Annotated in this window: 25 protein-coding genes; 11 read left to right on the forward strand and 14 right to left on the reverse strand. The window is 62.7% G+C overall.

What is annotated here, in order from left to right; all coding sequences use genetic code 11:
* The first annotated feature begins 14 nt into the window (after window positions 1-14).
* The 3 genes from atpD to AAC645_RS09685 are packed head-to-tail and all read left to right on the forward strand — an operon-like array spanning window position 15 to window position 1,917.
* Window positions 15-1,463 (forward strand): F0F1 ATP synthase subunit beta, encoded by a 1,449-nt coding sequence (gene atpD / locus AAC645_RS09675; RefSeq protein ID WP_340315591.1) that lies wholly within the window; start codon window positions 15-17, stop codon window positions 1,461-1,463.
* Entirely contained in the window at window positions 1,463-1,651 is a 189-nt protein-coding gene (locus AAC645_RS09680) for a glutathione S-transferase (RefSeq protein ID WP_340315592.1), read from the forward strand. Before atpD ends, AAC645_RS09680 begins: the two co-directional genes overlap by 1 nt.
* Window positions 1,652-1,653: 2 nt before the next feature.
* Entirely contained in the window at window positions 1,654-1,917 is a 264-nt protein-coding gene (locus AAC645_RS09685) for an ATP synthase F1 subunit epsilon (protein WP_340315593.1), read from the forward strand.
* Window positions 1,918-2,012: 95 nt separating this feature from the next.
* Here the strand turns inward: AAC645_RS09685 and AAC645_RS09690 are convergent, their stop codons facing one another.
* Window positions 2,013-2,348, reverse strand: coding sequence for an ArsR/SmtB family transcription factor (locus tag AAC645_RS09690; RefSeq protein WP_340315594.1), 336 nt, complete (start codon window positions 2,346-2,348; stop codon window positions 2,013-2,015).
* Window positions 2,335-2,778: an SRPBCC family protein gene (locus AAC645_RS09695; protein ID WP_340315595.1), complete on the reverse strand. Its 444-nt coding sequence runs from the start codon at window positions 2,776-2,778 to the stop codon at window positions 2,335-2,337. Before AAC645_RS09695 ends, AAC645_RS09690 begins: the two co-directional genes overlap by 14 nt.
* Before the next feature lie 172 nt (window positions 2,779-2,950).
* Between AAC645_RS09695 and AAC645_RS09700 the strand changes: the two genes are divergently transcribed.
* Window positions 2,951-4,777: a M10 family metallopeptidase C-terminal domain-containing protein gene (locus AAC645_RS09700; protein WP_340315596.1), complete on the forward strand. Its 1,827-nt coding sequence runs from the start codon at window positions 2,951-2,953 to the stop codon at window positions 4,775-4,777.
* A 30-nt stretch (window positions 4,778-4,807) separates the two neighbouring features.
* On the opposite strand, the gene AAC645_RS09705 is transcribed toward AAC645_RS09700, so the two are convergent.
* Together AAC645_RS09705 and AAC645_RS09710 are read right to left on the reverse strand one after the other, a co-directional pair.
* The gene (locus AAC645_RS09705; RefSeq protein WP_340315597.1) at window positions 4,808-5,692 is read right to left on the reverse strand and encodes a hypothetical protein; all 885 of its coding nucleotides are present in this window, start codon (window positions 5,690-5,692) and stop codon (window positions 4,808-4,810) included.
* On the reverse strand, window positions 5,689-6,534 hold the full coding sequence (locus AAC645_RS09710) for a hypothetical protein (RefSeq protein WP_340315598.1): 846 nt from the start codon (window positions 6,532-6,534) through the stop codon (window positions 5,689-5,691). The genes AAC645_RS09705 and AAC645_RS09710 overlap by 4 nt, the downstream gene beginning before the upstream one ends.
* Window positions 6,535-6,892: 358 nt before the next feature.
* Here AAC645_RS09710 and AAC645_RS09715 point away from each other — a divergent pair, with 358 nt between their 5' ends.
* Window positions 6,893-8,452, forward strand: coding sequence for a CpaF family protein (locus AAC645_RS09715; protein ID WP_340315600.1), 1,560 nt, complete (start codon window positions 6,893-6,895; stop codon window positions 8,450-8,452).
* A gap of 51 nt (window positions 8,453-8,503) precedes the next feature.
* Here the strand turns inward: AAC645_RS09715 and AAC645_RS09720 are convergent, their stop codons facing one another.
* Window positions 8,504-8,704: a hypothetical protein gene (locus AAC645_RS09720; protein WP_340315602.1), complete on the reverse strand. Its 201-nt coding sequence runs from the start codon at window positions 8,702-8,704 to the stop codon at window positions 8,504-8,506.
* A gap of 84 nt (window positions 8,705-8,788) precedes the next feature.
* Between AAC645_RS09720 and AAC645_RS09725 the strand changes: the two genes are divergently transcribed.
* Together AAC645_RS09725 and AAC645_RS09730 are read left to right on the forward strand one after the other, a co-directional pair.
* Window positions 8,789-9,547: a class I SAM-dependent methyltransferase gene (locus AAC645_RS09725; protein ID WP_422785818.1), complete on the forward strand. Its 759-nt coding sequence runs from the start codon at window positions 8,789-8,791 to the stop codon at window positions 9,545-9,547.
* 219 nt (window positions 9,548-9,766) lie between these two features.
* Window positions 9,767-11,695 (forward strand): M61 family metallopeptidase, encoded by a 1,929-nt coding sequence (locus tag AAC645_RS09730; protein ID WP_340315605.1) that lies wholly within the window; start codon window positions 9,767-9,769, stop codon window positions 11,693-11,695.
* Window positions 11,696-11,719: 24 nt separating this feature from the next.
* Here the strand turns inward: AAC645_RS09730 and AAC645_RS09735 are convergent, their stop codons facing one another.
* From AAC645_RS09735 to AAC645_RS09745, 3 genes are all read right to left on the reverse strand, one after another.
* Entirely contained in the window at window positions 11,720-12,016 is a 297-nt protein-coding gene (locus tag AAC645_RS09735; RefSeq protein WP_340315606.1) for a hypothetical protein, read from the reverse strand.
* Window positions 12,013-12,171 (reverse strand): hypothetical protein, encoded by a 159-nt coding sequence (locus tag AAC645_RS09740; RefSeq protein WP_340315608.1) that lies wholly within the window; start codon window positions 12,169-12,171, stop codon window positions 12,013-12,015. The genes AAC645_RS09735 and AAC645_RS09740 overlap by 4 nt, the downstream gene beginning before the upstream one ends.
* Window positions 12,172-12,343: 172 nt before the next feature.
* Window positions 12,344-12,889 carry a Crp/Fnr family transcriptional regulator gene (locus AAC645_RS09745; protein WP_340315610.1) on the reverse strand — a complete coding sequence of 182 codons (546 nt, stop codon included), beginning with the start codon at window positions 12,887-12,889 and terminating at the stop codon, window positions 12,344-12,346.
* Between the two features lie 1,022 nt (window positions 12,890-13,911).
* On the opposite strand from AAC645_RS09745, the gene AAC645_RS09750 reads away from it, so the two are divergent.
* Window positions 13,912-14,295: a response regulator gene (locus AAC645_RS09750; protein ID WP_340315611.1), complete on the forward strand. Its 384-nt coding sequence runs from the start codon at window positions 13,912-13,914 to the stop codon at window positions 14,293-14,295.
* Window positions 14,296-14,310: 15 nt separating this feature from the next.
* Here AAC645_RS09750 and AAC645_RS09755 read toward each other — a convergent pair whose 3' ends face one another.
* The 6 genes from AAC645_RS09755 to AAC645_RS09780 form a co-directional block, all read right to left on the reverse strand.
* Complete coding sequence (locus AAC645_RS09755) at window positions 14,311-14,619, reverse strand: hypothetical protein (protein WP_340315612.1); 309 nt, start codon at window positions 14,617-14,619, stop codon at window positions 14,311-14,313.
* Between the two features lie 27 nt (window positions 14,620-14,646).
* On the reverse strand, window positions 14,647-15,438 hold the full coding sequence (locus tag AAC645_RS09760; RefSeq protein WP_340315613.1) for a ZIP family metal transporter: 792 nt from the start codon (window positions 15,436-15,438) through the stop codon (window positions 14,647-14,649).
* A gap of 28 nt (window positions 15,439-15,466) precedes the next feature.
* Complete coding sequence (locus AAC645_RS09765; RefSeq protein WP_340315614.1) at window positions 15,467-16,375, reverse strand: manganese catalase family protein; 909 nt, start codon at window positions 16,373-16,375, stop codon at window positions 15,467-15,469.
* A gap of 239 nt (window positions 16,376-16,614) precedes the next feature.
* On the reverse strand, window positions 16,615-17,535 hold the full coding sequence (locus AAC645_RS09770) for a Gfo/Idh/MocA family protein (protein ID WP_340315615.1): 921 nt from the start codon (window positions 17,533-17,535) through the stop codon (window positions 16,615-16,617).
* Window positions 17,528-18,166 carry a 2-dehydro-3-deoxy-6-phosphogalactonate aldolase gene (locus AAC645_RS09775; protein ID WP_340315617.1) on the reverse strand — a complete coding sequence of 213 codons (639 nt, stop codon included), beginning with the start codon at window positions 18,164-18,166 and terminating at the stop codon, window positions 17,528-17,530. The genes AAC645_RS09770 and AAC645_RS09775 overlap by 8 nt, the downstream gene beginning before the upstream one ends.
* Window positions 18,163-19,053: a 2-dehydro-3-deoxygalactonokinase gene (locus tag AAC645_RS09780; protein ID WP_340315619.1), complete on the reverse strand. Its 891-nt coding sequence runs from the start codon at window positions 19,051-19,053 to the stop codon at window positions 18,163-18,165. The genes AAC645_RS09775 and AAC645_RS09780 overlap by 4 nt, the downstream gene beginning before the upstream one ends.
* 96 nt (window positions 19,054-19,149) lie before the next feature.
* Here AAC645_RS09780 and AAC645_RS09785 point away from each other — a divergent pair, with 96 nt between their 5' ends.
* From AAC645_RS09785 to dgoD, 3 genes are read left to right on the forward strand one after another with little or no spacing between them, the layout of a single operon-like run.
* Window positions 19,150-20,034 carry an SMP-30/gluconolactonase/LRE family protein gene (locus AAC645_RS09785; protein ID WP_340315621.1) on the forward strand — a complete coding sequence of 295 codons (885 nt, stop codon included), beginning with the start codon at window positions 19,150-19,152 and terminating at the stop codon, window positions 20,032-20,034.
* 14 nt (window positions 20,035-20,048) lie between these two features.
* Window positions 20,049-21,362 carry a family 1 glycosylhydrolase gene (locus AAC645_RS09790; RefSeq protein WP_340315623.1) on the forward strand — a complete coding sequence of 438 codons (1,314 nt, stop codon included), beginning with the start codon at window positions 20,049-20,051 and terminating at the stop codon, window positions 21,360-21,362.
* Window positions 21,359-22,498: a galactonate dehydratase gene (gene dgoD / locus AAC645_RS09795; protein WP_340315624.1), complete on the forward strand. Its 1,140-nt coding sequence runs from the start codon at window positions 21,359-21,361 to the stop codon at window positions 22,496-22,498. The genes AAC645_RS09790 and dgoD overlap by 4 nt, the downstream gene beginning before the upstream one ends.

The raw sequence follows: 22,498 nt of genomic DNA on the forward strand, positions 1-22,498 counted from the left end.
GCAGGAAACAGACCATGGCTACCACCACCAACAATGTCGGCCGCATCTCGCAGGTCATCGGCGCCGTCGTCGATGTCGCCTTCGACGGTGAGCTGCCCGCGATCCTCAATGCGCTCGAGACGCAGAACAACGGCAACCGCCTCGTCCTCGAAGTCGCCCAGCATCTCGGCGAAGGCACCGTCCGCACGATCGCTATGGATGCAACCGAAGGCCTGACCCGCGGCCAGGAAGTCACCGACACCGGCTCGCAGATCCGCGTTCCCGTCGGCCCGATGACGCTCGGCCGCATCCTCAACGTGATCGGCGAACCGATCGACGAGCGCGGCCCCGTCAACGCGACCCAGACCGCACCGATCCATGCCGATGCCCCGCTGTTCGTCGACCAGTCGACCGACGCAAGCATCCTCGTCACCGGCATCAAGGTGATCGACCTGCTCGCGCCTTATGCCAAGGGCGGCAAGATCGGCCTGTTCGGCGGCGCCGGCGTCGGCAAGACCGTGCTGATCCAGGAGCTGATCAACAACATCGCCAAGGGCCATGGCGGTACCTCGGTGTTCGCCGGCGTCGGCGAGCGTACCCGCGAGGGCAACGATCTTTATCACGAGTTCCTCGATGCGGGCGTCATCGCCAAGGATGCCGACGGCAACCCGACCCCCGAGGGTTCGAAGGTGGCGCTGGTGTTCGGCCAGATGAACGAGCCGCCCGGCGCCCGCGCACGCGTCGCACTGTCGGGCCTGACGATCGCCGAATATTTCCGCGACGTCGAAGGCCAGGACGTGCTGTTCTTCGTCGACAACATCTTCCGATTCACCCAGGCGGGCTCGGAAGTGTCGGCGCTGCTCGGCCGTATTCCTTCGGCGGTGGGCTATCAGCCGACCCTGTCGACCGACATGGGCGCGCTGCAGGAGCGCATCACCTCGACCAACAAGGGCTCGATCACCTCGGTGCAGGCGATCTACGTGCCCGCCGACGATCTTACCGATCCGGCGCCGGCCACGTCCTTCGCCCACCTCGACGCGACCACCAACCTCAACCGCGCCATCTCGGAGCTGGGCATCTACCCGGCGGTCGACCCGCTCGACTCGACCTCGCGCATGCTCGAGCCGCGCATCGTCGGCCAGGAGCATTACGAGACCGCCCGCGCCGTCCAGGAGACGCTGCAGAAGTACAAGTCGCTGCAGGATATCATCGCGATCCTCGGCATGGACGAGCTTTCCGAAGAGGATAAGCTCACCGTCCAGCGCGCCCGCAAGATCCAGCGCTTCCTGTCGCAGCCGTTCCACGTCGCCGAGGTCTTCACCGGCATCTCCGGCAAGTTCGTCGCGATCGAAGACACCGTGAAGTCGTTCAAGGCCGTGGTCGAAGGCGAGTATGACCATCTGCCGGAAGCTGCCTTCTACATGGTCGGCGGCATCGATGAGGTCGTCGAGAAGGCCAAGAAGCTGGCTGCCGAAGCGGCCTGATGAACAATGGGCTGCGCCTTGAGGACGCGGTCAACGAAAGCTGCCCCTGGTCGGGTGATCCGATCGCGGCAGACTCGCTGACCCTCTACAAGGGCGCAGTCGTCGGCTTCTACAACAGCGGCTGCCGGGACAAGTTCGAAAAAGCCACAAGGGCTTTCGACCTTTCCCTGGCAGCGAAACAGGATTGATCATGGCAGACCTGCACTTCGAACTCGTCACCCCCGAAAAGCTGCTCCGTTCGGAGGAAGTCTATATGGTGGTAGTGCCCGGCACCGAAGGCGACTTCGGCGTGCTGGCGGGCCATGCCCCCTTTATGTCGGTGGTACGTTCGGGCGAACTGGCGATCTACTCGGGGCCCAACACGGTGACGGCGCGGATCCATGTCGAAGGCGGTTTCGCCGAGGTCAATGAAAAGGGACTGACGGTGCTGGCGGAGCAGGCTAGCGAAGCCTGACTCCTGCCCTCGGCTGACGAAGTCCAAGGCTCGGACCGCCCAGCGGCCGGGCCTTTTCTTTTGTCGGTTGCGATCCGCCGCGGCGACGATCACCGTCACTCTTCCACGAAGGCCTTCAGTCTTCCCAGCGCGTCGTCCCACTGCGCCGCCACCCGGTTGAGATAAGCACGTGCAGCTTCCAGCGGTTCGGGACGACAGGTAAAGCAGCTTTCACGGCCATCGCGTACGCTTTCCACAAGCCCGACCTGCTCCAGCACTCGTAGGTGCTTCGTCACGGCCTGGCGGGTCAGCCGACTGTCGGCGGAGAGCGCGGTGATTGAGCGCCTGCGCCCGTCGCTGAGCGTCATCAGCAGCGACAGTCGCGTCCGGTCGCCCAAGGCCGCGAAAAGCGGGGCCGGATCCCCGGACAGCCGCGGCTCAGCCCTCGACATGTGTGCGGATATTTTCGACCTGGACCGTCCAGCCATTGCCGTTCATCCGCAAGGCCTCGTCACGACGTTCCACCGGTATCTTGTCGAAGCCCGACTCGGTGATGGTCAGGTGAGTGCCGGTATCGTTCGGCTCAAGCCGGAATTCGACTAACGTCGGCTGTTCGTTCGAATAATCGATGTTGGGATCGATCGCATATGGATGCCAGCTAAACGCAAAGCGACGCTGTGGTTCGATTGCCACAGTTCGCACCGTCCAGCGGACATGCTCATATCCGGGATGTGTGATGGTGCCGCAGCTAAGCTCGCCGGGAGTGAAGGGTCCTTCCAGCTTTACCCGAAACCATCGGCCAAACTCCTCATGATCCGTCAGCGCCCGCCAAACCCTTTCGACCGGAGCGGCGATGTCGATCGTCCTGACGATGCTATCCATAAGGCAACCTCCTCAATTGCATACACTCTAAGGGGAGTCAGATACGCAACCATTAAGTTGCATGACTTCGCCCCCGTCAAGCCTGTAGACAGCGAAGCACATCTAAACCGGATCAAAATGATGTTGAGTCACTGACCATATCTGGCCCTTATAGACCCTCGCGGGGAAGATCATGACGTCCATTACCACGGTTCAAAGCCTGGAAGCTGCCTATATCAGCGGAGTCGCCGCCAACGGCATTGCTGCGGACATCAGCTACTGGACGTGGAATCTGGATTCGCCGCCCAGCTATGATTCCAGCGCGGGCTATAATTACAGCGCCAAATTCGGAAGCCCCACCACCGGCACGGGAGCAACGATCAGCTATCGGTTCGATCCGGCATCCTCATGGACCGCGGCCGAGCGCGGCGCTTTTTCCGCCACCGCCAAGCTGTGGTCGTCGGTAGCGAATGTCACCTTCGTCGATATGGGCGCGGGTGCCGCACAGGTAACGCTAGTTCGCGGGAGCGACGGCAGCGCGAGTGGAGGCAACAATGCCACAGCCGCGAATACCGGCACGTCCCAACTCGGCGTTTCGAGCTCCGGTCGGATCGAGATCGACACCTCCGTGCCCGCTTTCGGTCCACTCGGCACGTCACTGAGCAACTATGGCGGATATCCCTATACGACGCTGATCCACGAGTGGGGCCATGTACTCGGGCTTGGCCATGGCGGGCCCTATGATGAGAGCCTCGATATCGCGGCGTCGCCCTACACGTCCTTCGATACGCGCGCATGGTCGCTAATGTCCTATAACAGCGAGACATTGTCGGGGCCGCAATATCGATGGGGCGCCCAGGCCGGGGATAATGGCCTGTTCTATGGGACGTCGCCGACCACGCCGATGCCGCTCGATATCATCGCCATCCAGCGCATTTATGGCGTGGCGGTGGTCACCCCGCTGTCCGGCGGACAGACGTTCGGTTTCCACAGCAATATCGCTGGGGAGATCGCCAAGTTCTTCGATTTCAACCAGAACGCCAATCCGGTTGTCACGTTGTGGGACAAGGGCCTGAACAACACGCTCGACCTGTCCGGTTTCACCGCCGCGTCTGATGTCGACCTTAATGACGGCGCGTTCAGCAGCGCGGCCACTATGCGCAACAATATCGCCATCGCCTATGGCACCCGCATCGATACCGCCATCACAGGGCCGGGCAACGACAGCATCACCGCAAATGATAATAGCGACTTCGCGATGGGTGGGGCCGGCGCCGACTCGATCAATGGCGGCAGCGGCAACGATCATCTCTATGGAGCGGCCGCCGTGGCGGTGAGCGGCGACGGCGCGGATTCGATCAATGGCGGCAGTGGCGGCGATTACCTGCAGGGCAATGCCGGAGACGACATGCTCGACGGCGGCGCGGGATCGGACCGGATCCAGGGTGGCCAGGGCAATGACAGGATATTCGGCGCAACCGAGAATGACAGCGTCAACGGCAATCTCGGCAACGACACGATCGACGGCGGTGAAGGTAACGACTCGCTGCGGGGTGGCCAGGGCGCGGATAGCATCACGGGTGGGACCGGCAACGACCAGCTCCTGGGCGATCTCGGCACGGATAGTCTGGACGGCGGCACAGGCATCGATATCCTGACCGGCGGCGGCGATGGCGACGTCTTCAGCTTCGCAGTCGGCGAGGCAGTGTTCGCCTTGGGCGGACCGACCGACGTCATCACCGACTTTACCGACGGTGTCGATCACATCCACATGAGCTTCGGCACACCGGCACAGGTACTGCACAGCATCGCCTATGCCAGCCTCGCAGAAGCGGCAAACACAGCGCAGTTTCTGCTCGGCGCGCAGGGCGGGAGCAGCAAGGTGGCGGCGCTGCAGGTCGGCGGCGACAGCTATATCTTCTACGATGCCGGGCCCTCGGACCCGCTCGAGACCTTCAAGCTACTGGGCTTCGCCAACGCGGCGGCGATCACATCAGCGGATTTCGTCGCCACAGCCTGAGAGCGATCGCACGCCGCCATCGCCCGTCATTCAGGCTACGGCGAGCTGGGCCTCGGGTTGCGCACCGCTCGCGCCCTGCGGCCCCAGCGCATCGATGAAGGCGTGGACCTTGTTGGCGTTGAAGATCGCGAAGTAGAGCAGGATGCAGGTCAGCGAATAGGTTTCCAGCGGCAGCAGCACATAGAAGGCGATGTGCAGGCCGATTCCGGGGATCACCAGCCACTTCTGCAAGCGCTCGACGAGCAATAGCGGCAGCAGCAATTCTACGATCGCGACGGTGATCGCCATCGCGGAGCCGATCGCGGTCATCCACGGCGCGATGTGGAAACCAGAGCCCCAATAATGGGTCATGAAGATCTGCTCGAGGCGGCTGCCGTTGAGGAAGTTGTAGAAAATGGCATTCTTGCCCGCGACAAACATCTTGTCCCAGAAGGCGAAGAAATAAAGGAGCACCATCTGGAGCGCGATCAGCCGCAGCGCGAACAGATTGCCCTCCTCCGCCGGCGGTGGCCTCCCGGCCTTGGCGGCCCTGCGGACCGCCAGCCAACGGTCGACCGAATAGGATTTCCCGCAGGGCGCAAACGCCAGCAGCCAAGTCGCCAGTGCGAGCAGGTAGGTATGATGGTGCGCCCATTCGCCATGATGGTGGAGAACGTTGAGATAATAATATGCGGCCAGCGTCACCGTGCCCGCCACGAAAGTGGACAGCTGCGAGAAGATGCCGAAAAACATGCCGAACAGAGATAGATAGAACAGGATCGCCCAACCGACACCGTAGGACGGCAGGCCATGCACCGGACCATGGCCAAAGCGGTACCAGATGAGAATGGGAAGGCCGATCCGGATGATCGTGGACGAGCGGCTGGACCCCTCATAGCGAAAGCACCAATCGTAGAGCAATTGGGCCTGCTTCATGACGTCTTCTCCGAGACATGGGTCAGGCAGACGGGTTCGCTACCCTTGTAGAGTTCCCTCCAGCCGTCTTTCATGGAGGCGATCCGCGCTTCGACCCGGAGCGAAGAAGGCGTTCTGGAGGAGGCGCAAACCCGCGCGATGAGCGACTCCAGATCGTGCGCGCCAACCAGGTTGAGATCGCGCCGATAGGGCTTGTTCTCGTCGCGGTTGGTGCCGGACACGAGCCCCTTGTGCCCCAGTTCTTCCATATAGTCGGTGTCTCTTCGGCGCCCTGCTTCGGCGTAGAAGAAATGGACGTTGACGATTTGCGCGCCGATCCGGTGGAACATGTCCCACGACCGGAACATCTTGTTCTGATGGTGGAAGATCTGATTGTAGGTGGGGCCGCCAATCATGAAGGCGGCAAGGAGCGCAAAGAGCAGCATCACCGGCGGCGACAGTCGTGGCGCCGACGTCGGGGTTACCGGATCATAAAAACCCGGCGGCGTCTGGAGCTTGAGATAGCGGTCGAGCGAATAATATTCGCCCAGCGGCAGGAGCGCGCTGAGCGCCGCTACCACGCCGCACAGGATTGAGCCGGTACCGCCGTGGATATATCCATGGACCATCAATATAGCGCCAAGCGCCGCCATGCTGAGCCGCGTCATCCATCCGAGCACCACCAGTGCGCAGGTCGCGAAGAACAGCATCGACAGCACGAAGCCGCCGGGTGAGAGGTTCATGAAGACCTTGTAGACGAAGCCCACCGATCCCCAGATGAAAAACAGGATCGGAAAGCGCAGAAGCGAGGATATGACGCCGACCTCCGGCTCATATCGCTTCAGATATGCTGGCGCCCCCATTTGCCGACAACCCCCCGTTCGTACAGCATCACGCTGGTTTCGATCGCGCCGGAGACGTTGCCCCCCGGCTCCGCCCGTCGATCCAGTTCCGTTTATACAAACAGAAATGTTGGCGAACAGTATATAGCGGCCTGCTCACTGACAAGCGACGCACTGCGGCAGAAATATGCGGCGGCATTCCGCACCATATTGGACCAAATGGAAGCAGACATCCTTCTCGCCCAGGGCGATCCGACCTTGGAAGATCGACCGCGAGCCCTGCCCCCGGATTGCCAAAGGCCGGTTAACCGTTTTTGAGGGCTTTGGAGTTACTGGATCATCGTTGGGCCGGAGTTTGGCCGGCGGGGATGAGTTCGCGATGAGTGCATTCGGCAAGCGTGGAGCGATGACGCATGGTGCGAAGCCCGCCTTCGGCGTGGCGCGGCCAATGCAGGGCGATGCGCCCGGCCCCTTGACCGGCGGCCTTCAATTCCCGCCGATCGAACTTTCGCCGCTGTCCGGCGGTGCGGACCCGTTCGCGGGCATGCCCAGCTTCGACGACCCGATCCCGGTCGACGAGGATCAGATCGAGTTGCCCAAGCATGCAGACGCGATGGCGCGTCTGGCGATCCGCGAAGCCGCGTCCGGCGATGCGGGCAATTCTCGGGTCGAAGGCTTCGAAGCCTCAATCCACAAGATCAAGGAACAGGTGCTGCCGCGCCTGCTCGAACGGGTCGATCCCGAAGCGGCCGCCTCGTTGAGCAAGGACGAACTGGCCGAGGAATTCCGCCCGATCATCGGCGAAGTGCTGGCCGAACTGCGCATCACCCTCAACCGGCGCGAACAGTTCGCGCTGGAAAAGGTGTTGGTCGACGAACTGCTCGGGCTCGGGCCACTCGAGGAACTACTCGGCGATCCGCTGATCACCGATATCATGGTCAACGGACCCAACCAGACCTATGTCGAGCGCAAGGGCAAGCTCGAGCTCGCCAAGATCAATTTTCGCGACGAGGAGCATCTGTTCCAGATCGCCCAGCGCATCGTGTCGAAGGTGGGCCGGCGCGTCGACCAGACGACGCCGCTTGCCGACGCCCGCCTGCTGGACGGGAGCCGCGTCAACGTAATCGTGCCGCCACTGTCGCTGCGCGGTACGGCGATCTCGATCCGCAAATTTTCGTCCAAGCCGATCACCCTCGACATCATGGCGCGCGGCGGGTCGATGAGCGAGAAGATGGCGACCCTGCTCAAGATCGCTGGCGCGAGCCGGTTCAATGTCGTTATCTCGGGCGGCACCGGCTCGGGCAAGACGACAATGCTCAATGCGCTGTCGAAGATGATCGACCCCGGCGAGCGCGTGATCACGATCGAGGACGCCGCCGAATTACGGTTGCAGCAGCCGCATTGGCTGCCGCTCGAGACCCGTCCCGCCAATCTCGAGGGACAGGGCCAAATCTCGATCCGCGACCTCGTCGTCAACGCGCTTCGCATGCGCCCGGACCGCATCATCCTGGGCGAAATCCGCGGATCGGAATGTTTCGACATGCTGGCGGCGATGAACACCGGCCATGACGGATCCATGTGCACACTGCACTCCAACAGCCCCCGCGAAGCGCTGGCGCGTATGGAGAACATGGTGATGATGTCGGACATCAAGGTGCCCAAGGAAGCGATTTCGAAGCAGATCGCCGACTCGGTGGACATGATCGTGCAGGTCAAGCGCCTGCGGGACGGCTCGCGCCGCGTCACCAGCATTACCGAAGTGCTCGGCATGGAAGGCCCCGTGATCATCACGCAGGAGCTCTTCAAATTCGAATATCATGCCGAGGACACCGACGGGAAAATCATCGGCGAATATGTCTCCTCGGGCCTGCGTCCCTATTCGATCGAGAAAGCGCGCCAGTTCGGCTTCGACCAACCTCTGCTGGAGGCCTGCCTGTAATCCCTGCCGATCTTGGTCCTCACCTCGGGCAAGGCGCGGTGGGCAACCCGATCAGCCTCCCCGCAGCCACATCGCCGCGCATATAGCGGCTCCGATCAGCGCAAGCACCGCGATCAGCGGCCAAGGAATCCAACCCATGCGCGCCACGGCGCGATGCGCCTCACGGCGATGGTGCCGCCACCAGTCCGCCGCCAGCGAGAGAGTTGCCAACAGGACGAGAAACATCGTCGGCCAGACGTATTCCGGTTGCACCTTTCCTCCACTCCGTCATCATGCGGGCAGCTCAATATCGGGAGATGCGCGTTGCGCCACCTGCTTATCGCCGCCGCCATCGCCATGATAGCGCCCGCCGCTGGCAGCCACGCAGCCAAGGCCGATCCGACCATCGCCACGGCAATTGCGGATAGCCGCCGGGCCGAAGCGCAGCGGGCGCGCGATGCCTATCGCCACCCGTCCGAGACGCTCGCCTTTTTCGACGTCCACAGCGGCCAGACGGTGGTGGAATTCTACCCCGGCGGCGGATGGTACACCCAGATCCTCGCCCCGGCGCTCAATAGAAAAGGCCGCTACATCGCGATGCCCCCCGCCTCGGAAAAGGACCTTGCCGCGTGCAGGGCCATGCTCGAGCAGAATAAGGATTGGTTCGGCACCGTCGAGGTCGCGCCGTTCAGCCCGACTGAGCCGTCAACAATTCCGCCCGGCACGGTGGATCGCGTGCTGACCTTCCGCAACGTCCATAACCTGATCATGGCCGGCGACACTGTCGCCGCGAAGGCGTTCGGCGACTTCTATGCGGCGCTGAAGCCCGGCGGCATATTAGGCGTGGTCGACCACCGGCTTCCCGAGGAGATGGACAGCAGCCGGGAAAGATCGAGCGGCTACCTGAAACGGTCGACGATTGTCCGCCTGGCGACCGCCGCCGGCTTCAGGCTTGCCGGTGAATCCCCGATCAACGCCAATCCAAAGGATACACATGACTGGCCGGACGGCGTGTGGACGCTGCCCCCCAACTATCGGCTCGGGGACACAAACAGGGCAACTTACGAAGCGATCGGCGAAAGCGACCGGATGACCCTGAAATTCGTGAAGCCCTAAATCGGGGCGATGGCTTGGGCCTTCCCTTGAGCGCCTTTCGACGCTGCGCCGCCAGGTTGGCGCTGGCATTAAGCGGCGGGCGGAACATCAGGCAGATCGGCGACCGACGAGATCCGCATCGATCGCCGCCGGCTGCAAGAAAGCGTGCGCTGCGGGGGTGACGAACCTGTGGAGAGGCGGCATGGTCCGGCCATAAACCAGATCCGGATATTCTCCCCGATGCGTTCGCACCACCTGCTCTTCCTTGCAGCGTTTGCGCTTGCCGCATCCTTTCCGGCCGCAGCCATGGATTTCAGTCGCCCGCAGCCACTGGCGATCGAACGGCAGGTGCCGGTCGCACAAGACATCCCCTACCCCGGCACGATTGCCTTGACCGTCGATGCGACCGACGTCGCACGCGGCATTTTTCGCGTCAGGGAGGATATCCCCGTCGTCGCGCGGGGCAGCATGACTCTGCTCTACCCGCAATGGCTGCCCGGAAACCACGCCCCGCGCGGGCCGATCGACGATGTCGCCGACCTCACCATCTCCGCTGACGGCAAGCAACTCGCCTGGAAGCGCGACCCGGTCGATGTCTATGCCATCCGGGTCGAGGTTCCGGACGGTGCGCGCGCGATCGACATAAGCTTCGATTATGTTTCCCCGGTCACTCCGGCGCAGGGACGAATCGTCATGACGCGAGAGATGCTGAGTCTGCAGTGGAACCTGACGGCTTTCTATCCGGCCGGCTACTTCACCCGCCGAATCATGGTTTCGCCCAAAGCGGTCCTGCCGAACGGGTGGGGCTATGGCACAGCGCTGGAGCCGCTCGCCCCCCAAGCAGCCGGCGCAATTGCCTTCCGCCCGGTCGACTTCGAGACGCTGGTGGACAGCCCGATGCTCGCGGGCCGCTATTTCCGGCAGATTCAGCTCAGCCCGAAGGTCCGGCTCAACATCGCCGCCGACCGCCCGGAAGAACTTGCCGCAAACGACGCACAGATCGAAGTACACCGCCGTCTCGTCGAGCAGGCGGTCAGGCTGTTCGGGGCCGAACATTACGATCATTACGACTTCCTGTTCTCGATCAGCGATCGGCTCGGCGGGATAGGCCTCGAGCATCAAAGGTCGAGCGAAAACGGGGTCACTGCCGGCTATTTCACCCATTGGGACGAGCAGACCGCGCGCCGCAATCTCCTGCCGCACGAATATACCCATAGCTGGAACGGCAAATATCGGCGCGGCGCCGATCTCTACACGCCCGACTACAGCGTACCGATGCGCAACTCGCTGCTATGGGTGTACGAGGGACAGACCCAGTTTTGGGGCTATGTGCTGCAGGCGCGGTCGGGATTGGTTTCCACCGAGGACACGCTGTCAGGGATCGCGATGATCGCCGCAGCGCTCGACACCCGGCCCGGGCGGCGATGGCGGCCGCTGATCGATACCACCAACGATCCGATCATTGCCGCTCGCCGGCCCCAGCCCTGGACCAGCCTCCAGCGATCGGAAGACTATTACAACGAAGGGCTGCTGGTCTGGCTGGACACCGACATGCAGCTGCGCGAACTGACCCGGGGCAAGCGCTCGCTCGACGATTTCGCACGAGCTTTCTTCGGCGTGCGAGATGGCGATTGGGGGGCGCTCACCTATACATTCGAGGATGTCGTGCGCACCTTGGACAGCATCGCTCCCCACGACTGGGCGAGCTTCCTGCGCAGCCGGGTCGAGCAGCCGCAGCCGCACGCGCCGCTCGGCTGGCTCACGAAGAGTGGCTATCGGCTTGCCTATACCAGCAAGCCGACCAGCTATTGGAAAATCGAGGAGCGCAGGCGCAAAGTCGCGGATTTCAGCTATTCGCTCGGGTTGGTGATCGACGCCGCGGACCACAGTGTCGACCAGGTGATATGGGACAGCCCCGCATTCGAGGCCGGCCTCACCAATGGCGACATCCTCGTCGCGCTGGATGGCGAGAATTTCGACAATAGCCGGCTCGGCGAACGGCTCGACAGCGCGCCGACGACGCGCACGCCGATCGAGCTCCTCGTGCGCCGTGGAGAGCAGTTTCGAACGGTGACGATCCCCTATTTTGGCGGAAACCGCTATCCGCGCTTGGAGCGGACGAACAGCGGCCCGAATTGGCTCGACCAGCTGCTGCAGCCGAGAAAATAGCAGGCGGGCCAGGGCAATCCGGCGTCACCGGTCGCCAAGCGACCGTCCGCCGTCGGAACTGCCCGTCGCCTGCCCGGCGCCGGCCGGCCCGGACGTCCCTGCGCCGGGCGCCGAAGCCCCGACCGACTGCGGGTCGACAGCCGTCGCACCGGAACCTGGGTCGGCCACGGTACCGTTGCCGGCGGAGGCCGAATCGGCGAGGCGATCACTCGGTATGACGCTGCTTGGGTTCTCCTCGATGCTTGCCGGGTTGCTGCCTGCTCGATTGCACGCAGCGGCCAGGCAAAACACCGACAGCAATGCGATCTTCCGGTATGTCATGAGCCGCCGGACGACTTGCCGCCGCCGCTCTTGCTGCCGCCAGAACGACCGCCGCCGCCCTTGCCGCCGGTGGCCTTGCTCTTGGCTCCGGAGCCCGCGTCACCGCCCTTGCCGGCGATTGCTCCAGGGTTACCGCCTGCGCCTTTCTGAGCCATCTCTCGATCTCCTGATCCTCAGGCTCAGCCAACGTCACCGCCGCTCCGCAGTTCCAAAGGGTGATCCATGTAAGCCCTTAAGAATCGTCTCTTTTTGAACATCGCCGCCATGCTGCCGACCATTGCTGCCTGCATGCGATGCACGGCGGTAGGCTTCTCGGCATCATAGGTTTCAACTATACTGCAGGCCGTTCATCTCCGGCGAGGCCATAGGCATGCTTTGGCGTAGCGGCAGCGAATAATCCGCGAGCAGCGCGAGCTTGTCGACATCGCGCACACGAACCACACCCGATTGCATCTCGATCAGGGCAGCGCGCTTCAACTGCGACAGCACCCTGTTCACATGAACGAGGCTCAGCCCGAGCAGATCTCCCAATACTTCCTGCGTCAGTGGCATGGGGAAGCAGCCGCTTTGCACGAATCCTATCGCCTGTGACCTGTGGTAGAGTTCGAGCAGGCAATGGCCGACCCGCTGAACCGCGGTCTGGCGACCGAGACGGACGACATGATCGATCAGCCGCGCTTCTTCCATGCGGCTAAGCTGCCCGACTGCGTCGGCAAGTGCGCCATACTGCACCGGATCGCGCGCGATCGCCGCGAAGATCGGCCGCGCGCTGATCGTTCGGACACTGGTAAGCGCTACGACCGGCGACATCTCGAGAGGCCGGCGGTTGCCGCCGTCGCCGACGATGTCGCCCGGCAGCTGAATCGACAGCATCTGACATCGGCCATCCGGCAGTATCCGCGGCCTGCAAGCCCACCCCGCCACAAGGATGCGCGGAAAGGCGGCACCTTCGACATTCGGCGTGACATGCGAGCCCGGGCTGTGGTCCTTGGATTTCTGCAAGGACAAGACCAGGTCAGCTTCTACGGAGCTCAACGGAGCAACCTTCTGAAGCCTTCTCAGCAGCAGTTCGCCACTGAAGCTGCCGTTCAAACCATGCCTACTCATATGAGTGCCTGGTTCGCCGAAGTGCGGAAGACGCCGTGGAAACCGGACACGTGGATCACCGGCGACCGCCAGCGCGAGGAGATCCCCGCGCAAGCTATCATGATCCGCAGCAAGAAGCTGTGTCGCATGCCAACCTCCCCGAGACCAGATGCGATCAGCCACTCGAGGGCATCCACCAGCACCCGGCGACCATATCGCAAATGATCAACAGCTCATATCTCGTCAATAACGAACCACAATATGCCGACGTTACCAAAAACTCTATACAACATTTGTTATGGTTATCTGGATTTTACAATTAAATCATGTCTAATGAAGGAAAAAATAGAATCATACTTAATGAGTATTATAATATAGATCATAGCATCCAAAAACAAATCCGACCGGCCCCATAGGGATTTGTCGTTGTTGCGGCTGTAGAACAACATGGATATTGTCCATCCAGGCCGGCAGCCCGGCAGAAGCCAGGCATATCGAAGAAGTAGCTTGGAAGCCGTCCCTTTTCTCCGGCTGGCCAAGCCCGGCTCCGGCGGAATGATTGCTGTCCGAAGCGGAGCAGCCCCGCAGCGGATTAGCAACCTTCTGGCGAGGTGACGATCGGGGGAGGTGACCGGGAGCCATCATCGTCGCGTCCGCACTTCCACTGCGGGAGGCTGCCAGCCGTCGATAGATTTCGCGATCATGCCGAACTTTTGCATTTGTTGAATCACAACGGCTTCGGCCATGCTCTTGAGTGGGTTATGGCTGTGTGCGAACGTGGGACCTGAACATGCTTTGGGGGAGGCGGGATGACTGAAGCACATTGCAGCGCGATCTCCGGCTATCGTCTACTCCTGGTCGAAGACGATTATTTCATCGCCTCCGATGTCGCTCTGTGGCTCGAAAGCAACGGAGCAAGCGTGCTCGGCCCGGTGGGTTCCGTCGGGGAGGCGCTGGACGCTCTTGCCGAGAACCCAGCAGGTGTCGACGTTGCGGTGCTCGACATCAATCTCGGCAAAGAGCGGGTCTTTCCCGTCGCGGACGCCCTCGCCACGGCAGATCTCCCGTTTTTGTTCCTCACAGGGTATGATAAAGAAGCGATTCCCGAAGGCTATCGCCATGTTCCCCGCTGCCCCAAGCCGCTCGACCGGGACCTATTGATCCGAATGATCGCCGCCGCCTTGAAGGGGTGATCTACGGCAGGGCAATCACGTCGCGACTGCCGGCAGATCAAGGGAATAAAACCCGTCGATGAAACAATTGGCACGGCAGCCCTTTCCCGGCGTTGTCCTGTTCTGGTTGGTTGCCTGGAAGAACACATGTATGAGCGCCCAAAGATAGTAGCCGTGGGTCTCCTGACGCAGAGGGATTTGAACATTCTTGGCAGCGGGTTTCGGAATGCCTTTCCTATCGTCGAGGGGTCTGACTTCGACGATCTGCTTCGCTCGATCGATGAGGCCGTCCGCCTCAGCGCTGCGCGGGAGAATGAACAGCCAAACTGCGACCGACGCGATCACTGAACTTCGGCACGGTCGTTCCGGCAATCAACCGAACAGCGTGTCGAGAAACATCATCGCGCCCAGCCCAGCCATCAAGCCCGATCCCAGCCGACCGCCCCCGGCGATACGCGCATGGGCGTCGGGTATGATGTCGGCGGCCACGACGTAGATCATGGCGCCTGCAGCGAGCCCGAGGCCCCAGGGCAGGAAAGCGTGTGCGGCGGTGACGATGCTGACGCCTATCAAGCCTGCGACAGGCTCGACGAGGCCTGACGCCAGCGCCGCCAGCACGGCTTTGGCGCGGCTATGCCCGATCGCCATCAAGGCCACGCCGACGGCAAGACCCTCTGGGATATTCTGCAGTCCGATGCCGAGCGCCGTCATCCTGCCTCGATCGAAATCACCGCCGCCGAAGCTGACGCCGACCGCCATGCCTTCCGGGAAATTATGGAAAGTAATCGCCGCGACCAGCAGCCAGATCCGGCGCGCCGAGGCGCTGGCAGCGATCCCCGGCGGCCCAATCCCCAGTTGATCGAGCGGCGGCACACGGCGGTTGAGTTCAGCTATCGCCAACGCGCCCAGCAAAACCGCGGCGGTGAGCTGGCCCGACGCTGCGAGACGTCCGCTGCCATGATCGCGCGCCGCGTCGATCGCCGGGATGATCAGCGAGAAGAAGGATGCTGCCAGCATCACGCCAGCGGCAAAACCGAGGAGCAGGTTCTGCTGCTCCTCGGAGGGCGGTCGCAGTCCCAGGAGCGGCAAGGCTCCGACCACCGTCGCCACGCCGGCGATCAAACTGGCGGCGGCGCCCGCCAGGATGATCGAACCGGCACTCACAGGAGTGACCTGCTGTTGGGCCGATCGCTCACCGCAGTTCGGGCGCGACGGCTTTGGTCTTGCCGGCGCCGGGCCCCGCGCCGAGATCGGCCCCTGTGGTCGGATCGAGCGAAGGATCGGACATACCTCTTGCCGCGAGTTGCTGAAGCGCCGCAGCATCGTCGTTGCTGAGCTTCACCGAGGCGCTGCCGTCTCCGCCGTCGATCGGCATGGTTTTCTCGAGATCGTCGATCCGCTCCCATTGCTCTCCCGAGTTCCACGGCCCGGTGGTATCGCCAAGGCCCTGGGAGGCGTTTACATAGACATCGGCATATTCGGGCATTCCCGGCAGCTTGCCGGGTGGGAAATTGCCCTCGATCGAATAAAGCGCCTTCTCGAACGACTTCTGATGCGCCACCTCGCGCGTCATCAGGAAACCAAGGGCCTCTTTGATCCCTGGATCGTCGGTGATGTTGATGAGCCGCTCGTAGACGATCTTGGCGCGCGATTCGGCAGCTATGTTCGACCGCAGATCGACCGTCGGCTCAGCGCGAGAATCGACATAGGCCGCGGTCCAGGGAACGCCGGCGGAATCGATCAGCGATGGTCCGCCCCCAAACAGCACCGATTCCTTCGTGCTCACGCCGCTCGAGCCGATCACGCGGAACAGCTCCGCTTCCTCCATAGCGGCTTCCGATAGCTGGGCGCGAACGCCCTTGTTCAGCATGGCAACGATTGAACCGATCACTTCCAGGTGGCTAAGTTCCTCGGTCGCGATGTCGAGCAGCATATCCTTACGGCCCGGGTCTTCTTCGCCAAGGCCCTGTGTGAAATACCGCATGGCGGCGGCCAGTTCGCCATCCGCGCCGCCGAATTGTTCGAGCAGGCAGACTGCCAGCTTCGGATTGGGCTCGGCCACCCTTACCGTATATTGCAACCGCTTATTGTGCATGAACATGCGCTGTCTCCGCGAGGTGAAGTGAGCCTGGGAGAACCCCTCACGCGAAGTGCGGTTGCGTGACTTCCTATGTAACATAATAATTTGAATATTATTTTAGGTTATGGACCCCTCTATTTTCGACGTTATCTAGTCCATTCTCGTCATCATCTTCCAAGATGAAGATACTGTCTAATCGGCTTAATCGATTACTGTTATAATCTAATTCCCGATTTCATCGGGAAAGCTCCACAAGATAGTCAATCGGCGGTGACGCGCTCCGCCAACAGGAACGCGTCGGCGGTCAGGCGCAACGGCTCGACGTCGACATGGCTTTCGCGTGCGCGCACCAGTTGCTCGAAACGCGCGTAGAGCGCCGGATATTCGCGGCCCGTGCCGCGGCGCGGATCGCCATCACCGATGCGAAGCACCGCGCCTCCTTCCGAAAGCATCAACCGCGTGCCCGTCAGCGTGGTGGCTTCGATGGTCCAGCGTTCTTCGCCCTTGTGCCGCCAGTCCAGCAACGCTTCGATCGGCCCGGCCACGCCAGGGCTTTCCATCGTCAGCATCGCTGCAATCGGCTGTTGGCCGTCGGAGTGCAGATCCATCCGCGCCTTGCGCAGCAAGAGCACCGACGGGCTGAGCAGTGTAGCGATCGACAGCGCGTTGATGCCGGCGTCGAACACGCCGAAGCCGCCAGGCTGCCAGATCCACTGCTGTCCGGGATGCCACTTCTCGACATCCTCGAGCCAGTCGATGCGCAGCGAGCGGAGACCCTGTTCGGCGATGAGCCGCGCCGCTTCCCTCACGCCATCGTTGTATTGGGCGTGCCAGGTGGTGAAGAGGCTCCTGCGCCGCTGCTCACACAGCCGTGCGAGGTCGTTCACCTCGCCCAGCGTCACGCCGGGCGGTTTTTCGAGCAGGACATGGGCGCCGGCATCGAGACAATCGCGTGCAATTGCGTGGCGTGGCGCGGGCGGCGTGCAGATCGCCACTGCATCGGGGCGCACCTGGCGCAGCATCTCGCCATGATCCTTGAAGATCGGGGCGTCGACGCTCGGGGTCCCGCGCGGCGCGACTGCCGCGACCAGCTTGAAGGCGGGGTTCGCCGCGATAGCCGGAACATGCTGGTCGAGAGCGATCTTGCCGAAGCCGATGATTGCGATCCGTATCTCAGCCATGCGCCGACCCCAGCCCGGCGACAAAGGCGCGGGCTCGCGCGGCGACCTCGTCGACCGTGCTGCCCGGCTTGTACAGGCCGGAACCAAGCCCGAACCCCGAAGCGCCGGCGGCGATGTAGTCCGCCATGGAGTCCGGCACGACGCCTCCCACGACGACCAGCGGCACGGTCGGTGGCAATATGGCGCGCTGGGCTTTCACTACCCGGGGTGGGGCAGCCTCGGCCGGAAACAACTTCAGCATGTGCGCGCCAGCCTTGAGCGCCACGAAGGCCTCGCTCGGGGTGAAATAACCGGGCGAGGAAATGAGGCCGGCTTCGACTGTCGCTGCTATCACCTCGGCGTCGGTCGAAGGCGACACGATGATCCGTCCACCGGCCTCCCTAACGCTTGTGACCTGCCGAGACTCCAGCACCGTGCCTGCTCCGATCAGGACATGTTCGCCGAACCGGGCGGCGAGCAGCTCGATGCTGCGCAGCGGATCGGGCGAATTCAACGGCACCTCGACGATCCGGATACCGGCTTCAATCAGCGCGGCCACAATCGCCTCTGCCTCTGCAGGGGTGATGCCGCGGAGGATTGCGACAAGTGGACATTGCGCAAGATGTTGCTTGAGAATTTGCTCCGCTATCATCTTATGACCTCCACTAATGCCTTGATTCCGGCGAGGAAAGCGGCCTCTCCATCAACTTCGAAGGAGGCCCGGCCGGTTTCGCGCAGGGCCGCGGCATATAGCGCCGTCAGCACTGGATCGCCGATCAGCGCGACCGCGCCGCCCTTGCCCACGAAGGACAGGCCCGCCCTTATGTCCGCTCCGATCAACAGGCCGCTCGCATAAGCGCTGGCCTCTTCGTTGGAGAGCCCGCCTATCAGACCTCTGGCGCGGATCTGGAACAGGTCGGCGGTAAGCTCGCAGCGCTCCAGTGATCGGCGGACGCCCGCGGTGAAGGATGGGCCCGGAGCGCTCGCCGCCTGAAGCTGGCCCCCAATTATGCTGTGCTTCTTCAACAGCGCGAACATCTCTCCGGTCATTACCGTCCGGAACGCAGCGATTCTACCGGACTCCAGCTTCACCCATTTGGCATGGGTGCCGGGGTGGCAGGCCGAAGCGTCCGGCGACACCAGCCCGGCAGCCACCGCGCCGAGCAGTTGGATCTCCTCGCCGCGCATTATATCGACGCTGCTTTCGTCGGCGAAGCTGAGACCGGGAACAATGGCCGCGTCGACGTGGGGAATCCGCTTCAAGCCCTCCGCCAGCTCGTCGAGCCCGGCGGGACATGATCGGTAAGGCGCCTCTACCCAGCCGCGATTCGAACCGATCATTCCCGCCAACAGCATCGGTGCACTGCCGAGCCGGGCACGCAGATCGGCGATGGCCGCGGAAAATCCGCCAGGCTCGACAGCGAGGATTCCCAGCCCATCGCTGACATCATCGATGACCGTGCCATCGCCCGCGACGGCATAGGCCCGCCGGTTCGTCGTCCCCCAGTCCACGGCTATAATTTCCGCTCCGCTCGGCATTTATCCTCCATCCCAACGGCGCGATAACGCGCAAGACGCGCGAATGTCGCGACAGACAGGGCAACTTTGCGCATCAGCCGGCGTTGGCCTTCCGTCATGGGATCGAGCTACGATATTTCCGCGCCAGAAGTTGTCGTGCGCTCCGGCGCATTACTGGGTGAGGGCCCAGTATGGGTGGGGCGCGAGCAGGCGCTATATTGGGTGGACATCAAGGCTCCGTCGATCTGGCGCCTGGACTGGGAAAAGCGCACCACGCGCAGCTGGACGCCGCCATGGCGAGTAGGTGCAATCGCGCCGCGCGTGGAAGGCGGGTTCATCGCCGCGACCGAGGCGGGATTTGCGCTCGCCGACTTCGAGGAAAATATATTCGAACTGATCGGCAATCCCGAGCAGGACATCCCCGGCAACCGCTTCAATGACGGCAAAGTCGATCCTGCCGGCTGCTTTTGGGCCGGCACGATGGATGACGCCGAACAGGCGACCACCGGCTCGCTTTACCGCCTCGATGCGATGCTCGAATGGCAGTGCGTGGATCGTGGCTATCATGTCACCAACGGTCCGGCCTTCAGCCCCGATGGCAGGATCCTCTACCACAGCGATTCCGCGATACGGACGGTCTACCGTTTTCCGATCGCCGCGGACGGATCAATCGGCGCCCGCGAGACATTCCTGCGCTTCGGCCAGGACGACGGCCATCCGGACGGTATGACCATCGACATCGAGGGATGCCTGTGGATCGCCTTTTGGGATGGCGGCTGCGTGCGGCGCTTCTCGCCGGAGGGCGTGCTGCTCGACCAGATCGACGTGCCGACCCAGCGCCCGACCAGTTGCGCCTTTGGCGGCCCCGATCTCGACCGATTGTTCATTACCTCGGCACGTATCGGCCTCGACGATGTCCTCGCAGATCAGCCGCTGGCGGGATCGCTGTTCATGACGCGGCCCGGCGTTCGCGGTGTCGAGCAACCGTCCTTCGCCGGTTGAAAGGGGAGCAGGCGATGGCAAATTTCATGTTCTGCACTGGGATCGAAAACAGCATCCCGACAATCGACAATGGCCGCACTCGCATCGACGAAATGGAGCTGTGCGGTCATTATCAGCGGTGGCGCGAGGATTTCGAACTCGTCGAGGAACTCGGCACCCGCTACCTGCGCTTCGGGCCGCCGCTGCATCGGACATGGTTGGGCCCCAGCCATTACGACTGGACGTTCGCCGACCAGGCCCTGTCCGATCTGCGCCGGCGGGACCTCACCCCCATCGTCGATCTCTGCCATTTCGGCGTACCGGACTGGATCGGCAATTTTCAGAACCCGGACTTTCCGCATCTTTTTGCCGGCTATGCTGCGGCTTTCGCAGAGCGTTATCATTGGGTGCAGCTCTACACGCCGGTCAACGAGATGTTCATCTGCGCGGTCTTCTCGGCCAAATATGGTTGGTGGAACGAGCAGTTGAGCAGCGATACCGCGTTCGTCACCGCGCTCAAGCATATCGTCAAGGCCAATGTCCTTGCGATGCAGGAGATATTGAAGCTCCGCCCTGACGCGATCTTCATCCAGAGCGAGTCCTCTGAATATTTCCACGCCGACAGCCCCGGGGCCATCGGCCCCGCGGAGATAATGAACTCCAAGCGTTTCCTGAGCCTCGACCTGAACTATGGGCGCCGGGTGAACAGCGAGATGTACGAGTTCCTCATGGACTGCGGCATGACTCGCGACGAATATCACTTCTTTCTCGGGAACCGCCTCAAGCAGCACTGTATTCTCGGCAACGACTATTATTGCACCAACGAGCATCGCGTGCACCAGGACGGCCGGACCTGGGCGGCGGGCGAGGTGTTCGGCTATAGCGAGATCACTCGCCAATATTATGGCCGCTACGGCCTCCCGGTGATGCACACCGAAACCAATCTCTCCGAGGGACCCAATGGCGACGAAGCGGTCAACTGGCTGTGGAAGGAATGGGCCAATGTCTTGCGGCTGCGCAACATCGGCATCCCGACGGTCGGGTTTACCTGGTATTCGCTGACCGACCAGGTCGACTGGGACAGTGCGCTGCGGGAACGCAACGGCCATGTGAACCCGCTGGGCCTCTACGATCTCGATCGCAACATCCGCGCCGTCGGCAAGGCCTATAAACAGCTCATCGCGGATTGGCGCGATGTGCTGCCCGCGCAGAGCGTCTGCCTGGTGGTGCCGGTCGTGCCCCCTTCCCACTCTGGCCGTGTCGACGCCGTCGAACAGGAGGATCGCGCCGGAAGCATGCTGCACCGCCCTGACGCACAGCCGTTGACCAGCGAGGAGATGACCCGGTGAACATCGAGCGGATCGAAACCTTCTATGTGCCGCCGCGCTGGCTGTTCGTGCGGATCGAAGCGCAGGGCGGCCTGGTCGGCTGGGGCGAAGCCAGCCTCGAAGGCCATGCCGAGGCCGTCGACGGAGCCATGGAAGCGCTGCGGGATCGTTTTCTCGGCCATGACGCGCGGCGGATCGAGGATATATGGCAGATAGCCTATCGCGGCGGCTTCTACCGAGGGGGGCCGGTGATGATGAGTGCGCTGTCCGGGCTGAACCAGGCGCTTTGGGACATCAACGGCAAGGCTGCGAACCTGCCCGCCTGGCAGTTGCTGGGCGGCCGGGTGCGGGACAAGGTGCGTGCCTATGCCTGGATCGGCGGGGATCGGCCGCATGAAGCTGCGGAGGCCGCCGCCGCGCGGCGGGAGCAGGGTTTTTCCGCAGTGAAGATGAACGCCACCGCAGAGCTTGATTTCCTCGGTACGCCGAAGTTGCTGGACGAGGTGGTTGAGCGGGTCCGCGCGGTCCAGGCCGAAGGGCTCGATGTGGGGCTCGACTTCCACGGGCGCGTCCATAAGCCGATGGCGAAGCAGTTGGCGAAGCTGCTCGAACCGCTGGGACTGCTGTTCATCGAGGAACCGCTGCTCTCCGAGAACCACGAGGGCATCGCCCAGATCAGCCAGTTGGTCAGCACCCCGATCGCGCTGGGCGAACGCCTCTACTCGCGCTGGGATTTCAAGCCGTTCCTCGCATCCGGCGCGGTGGACATCATCCAGCCGGATCTGAGCCATGCGGGCGGATTGAGCGAGTGCCGCCGCATTGCCGCCATGGCCGAGGCGTTTGACGTGGCCGTAGCCCCGCACTGCCCGCTCGGCCCCCTGGCGCTGGCGTCCTGTCTGCAGCTGGCGGGCTGCACGCCCAACGTCGTTTTGCAGGAGATGTCGCTCGGCATCCATTATAACGTCGGACATGACCTGCTGAGCTTTGTCGCCAATCCCGATGTGCTCAAGCCGATCGACGGTTTCCTGCCAATCCCCACCGGCCCGGGGCTTGGCGTGGAGATTGACGAAGAAGGTGTACGGCGGGCGCATGAGCAGCGTCACCGCTGGCGCAACCCGATCTGGCGCTACGCCGACGGCAGCTTCGCCGAGTGGTAG

The organism is Rhizorhabdus argentea (assembly GCF_037861105.1).
GTDB classification, from domain to species: domain Bacteria; phylum Pseudomonadota; class Alphaproteobacteria; order Sphingomonadales; family Sphingomonadaceae; genus Rhizorhabdus; species Rhizorhabdus argentea.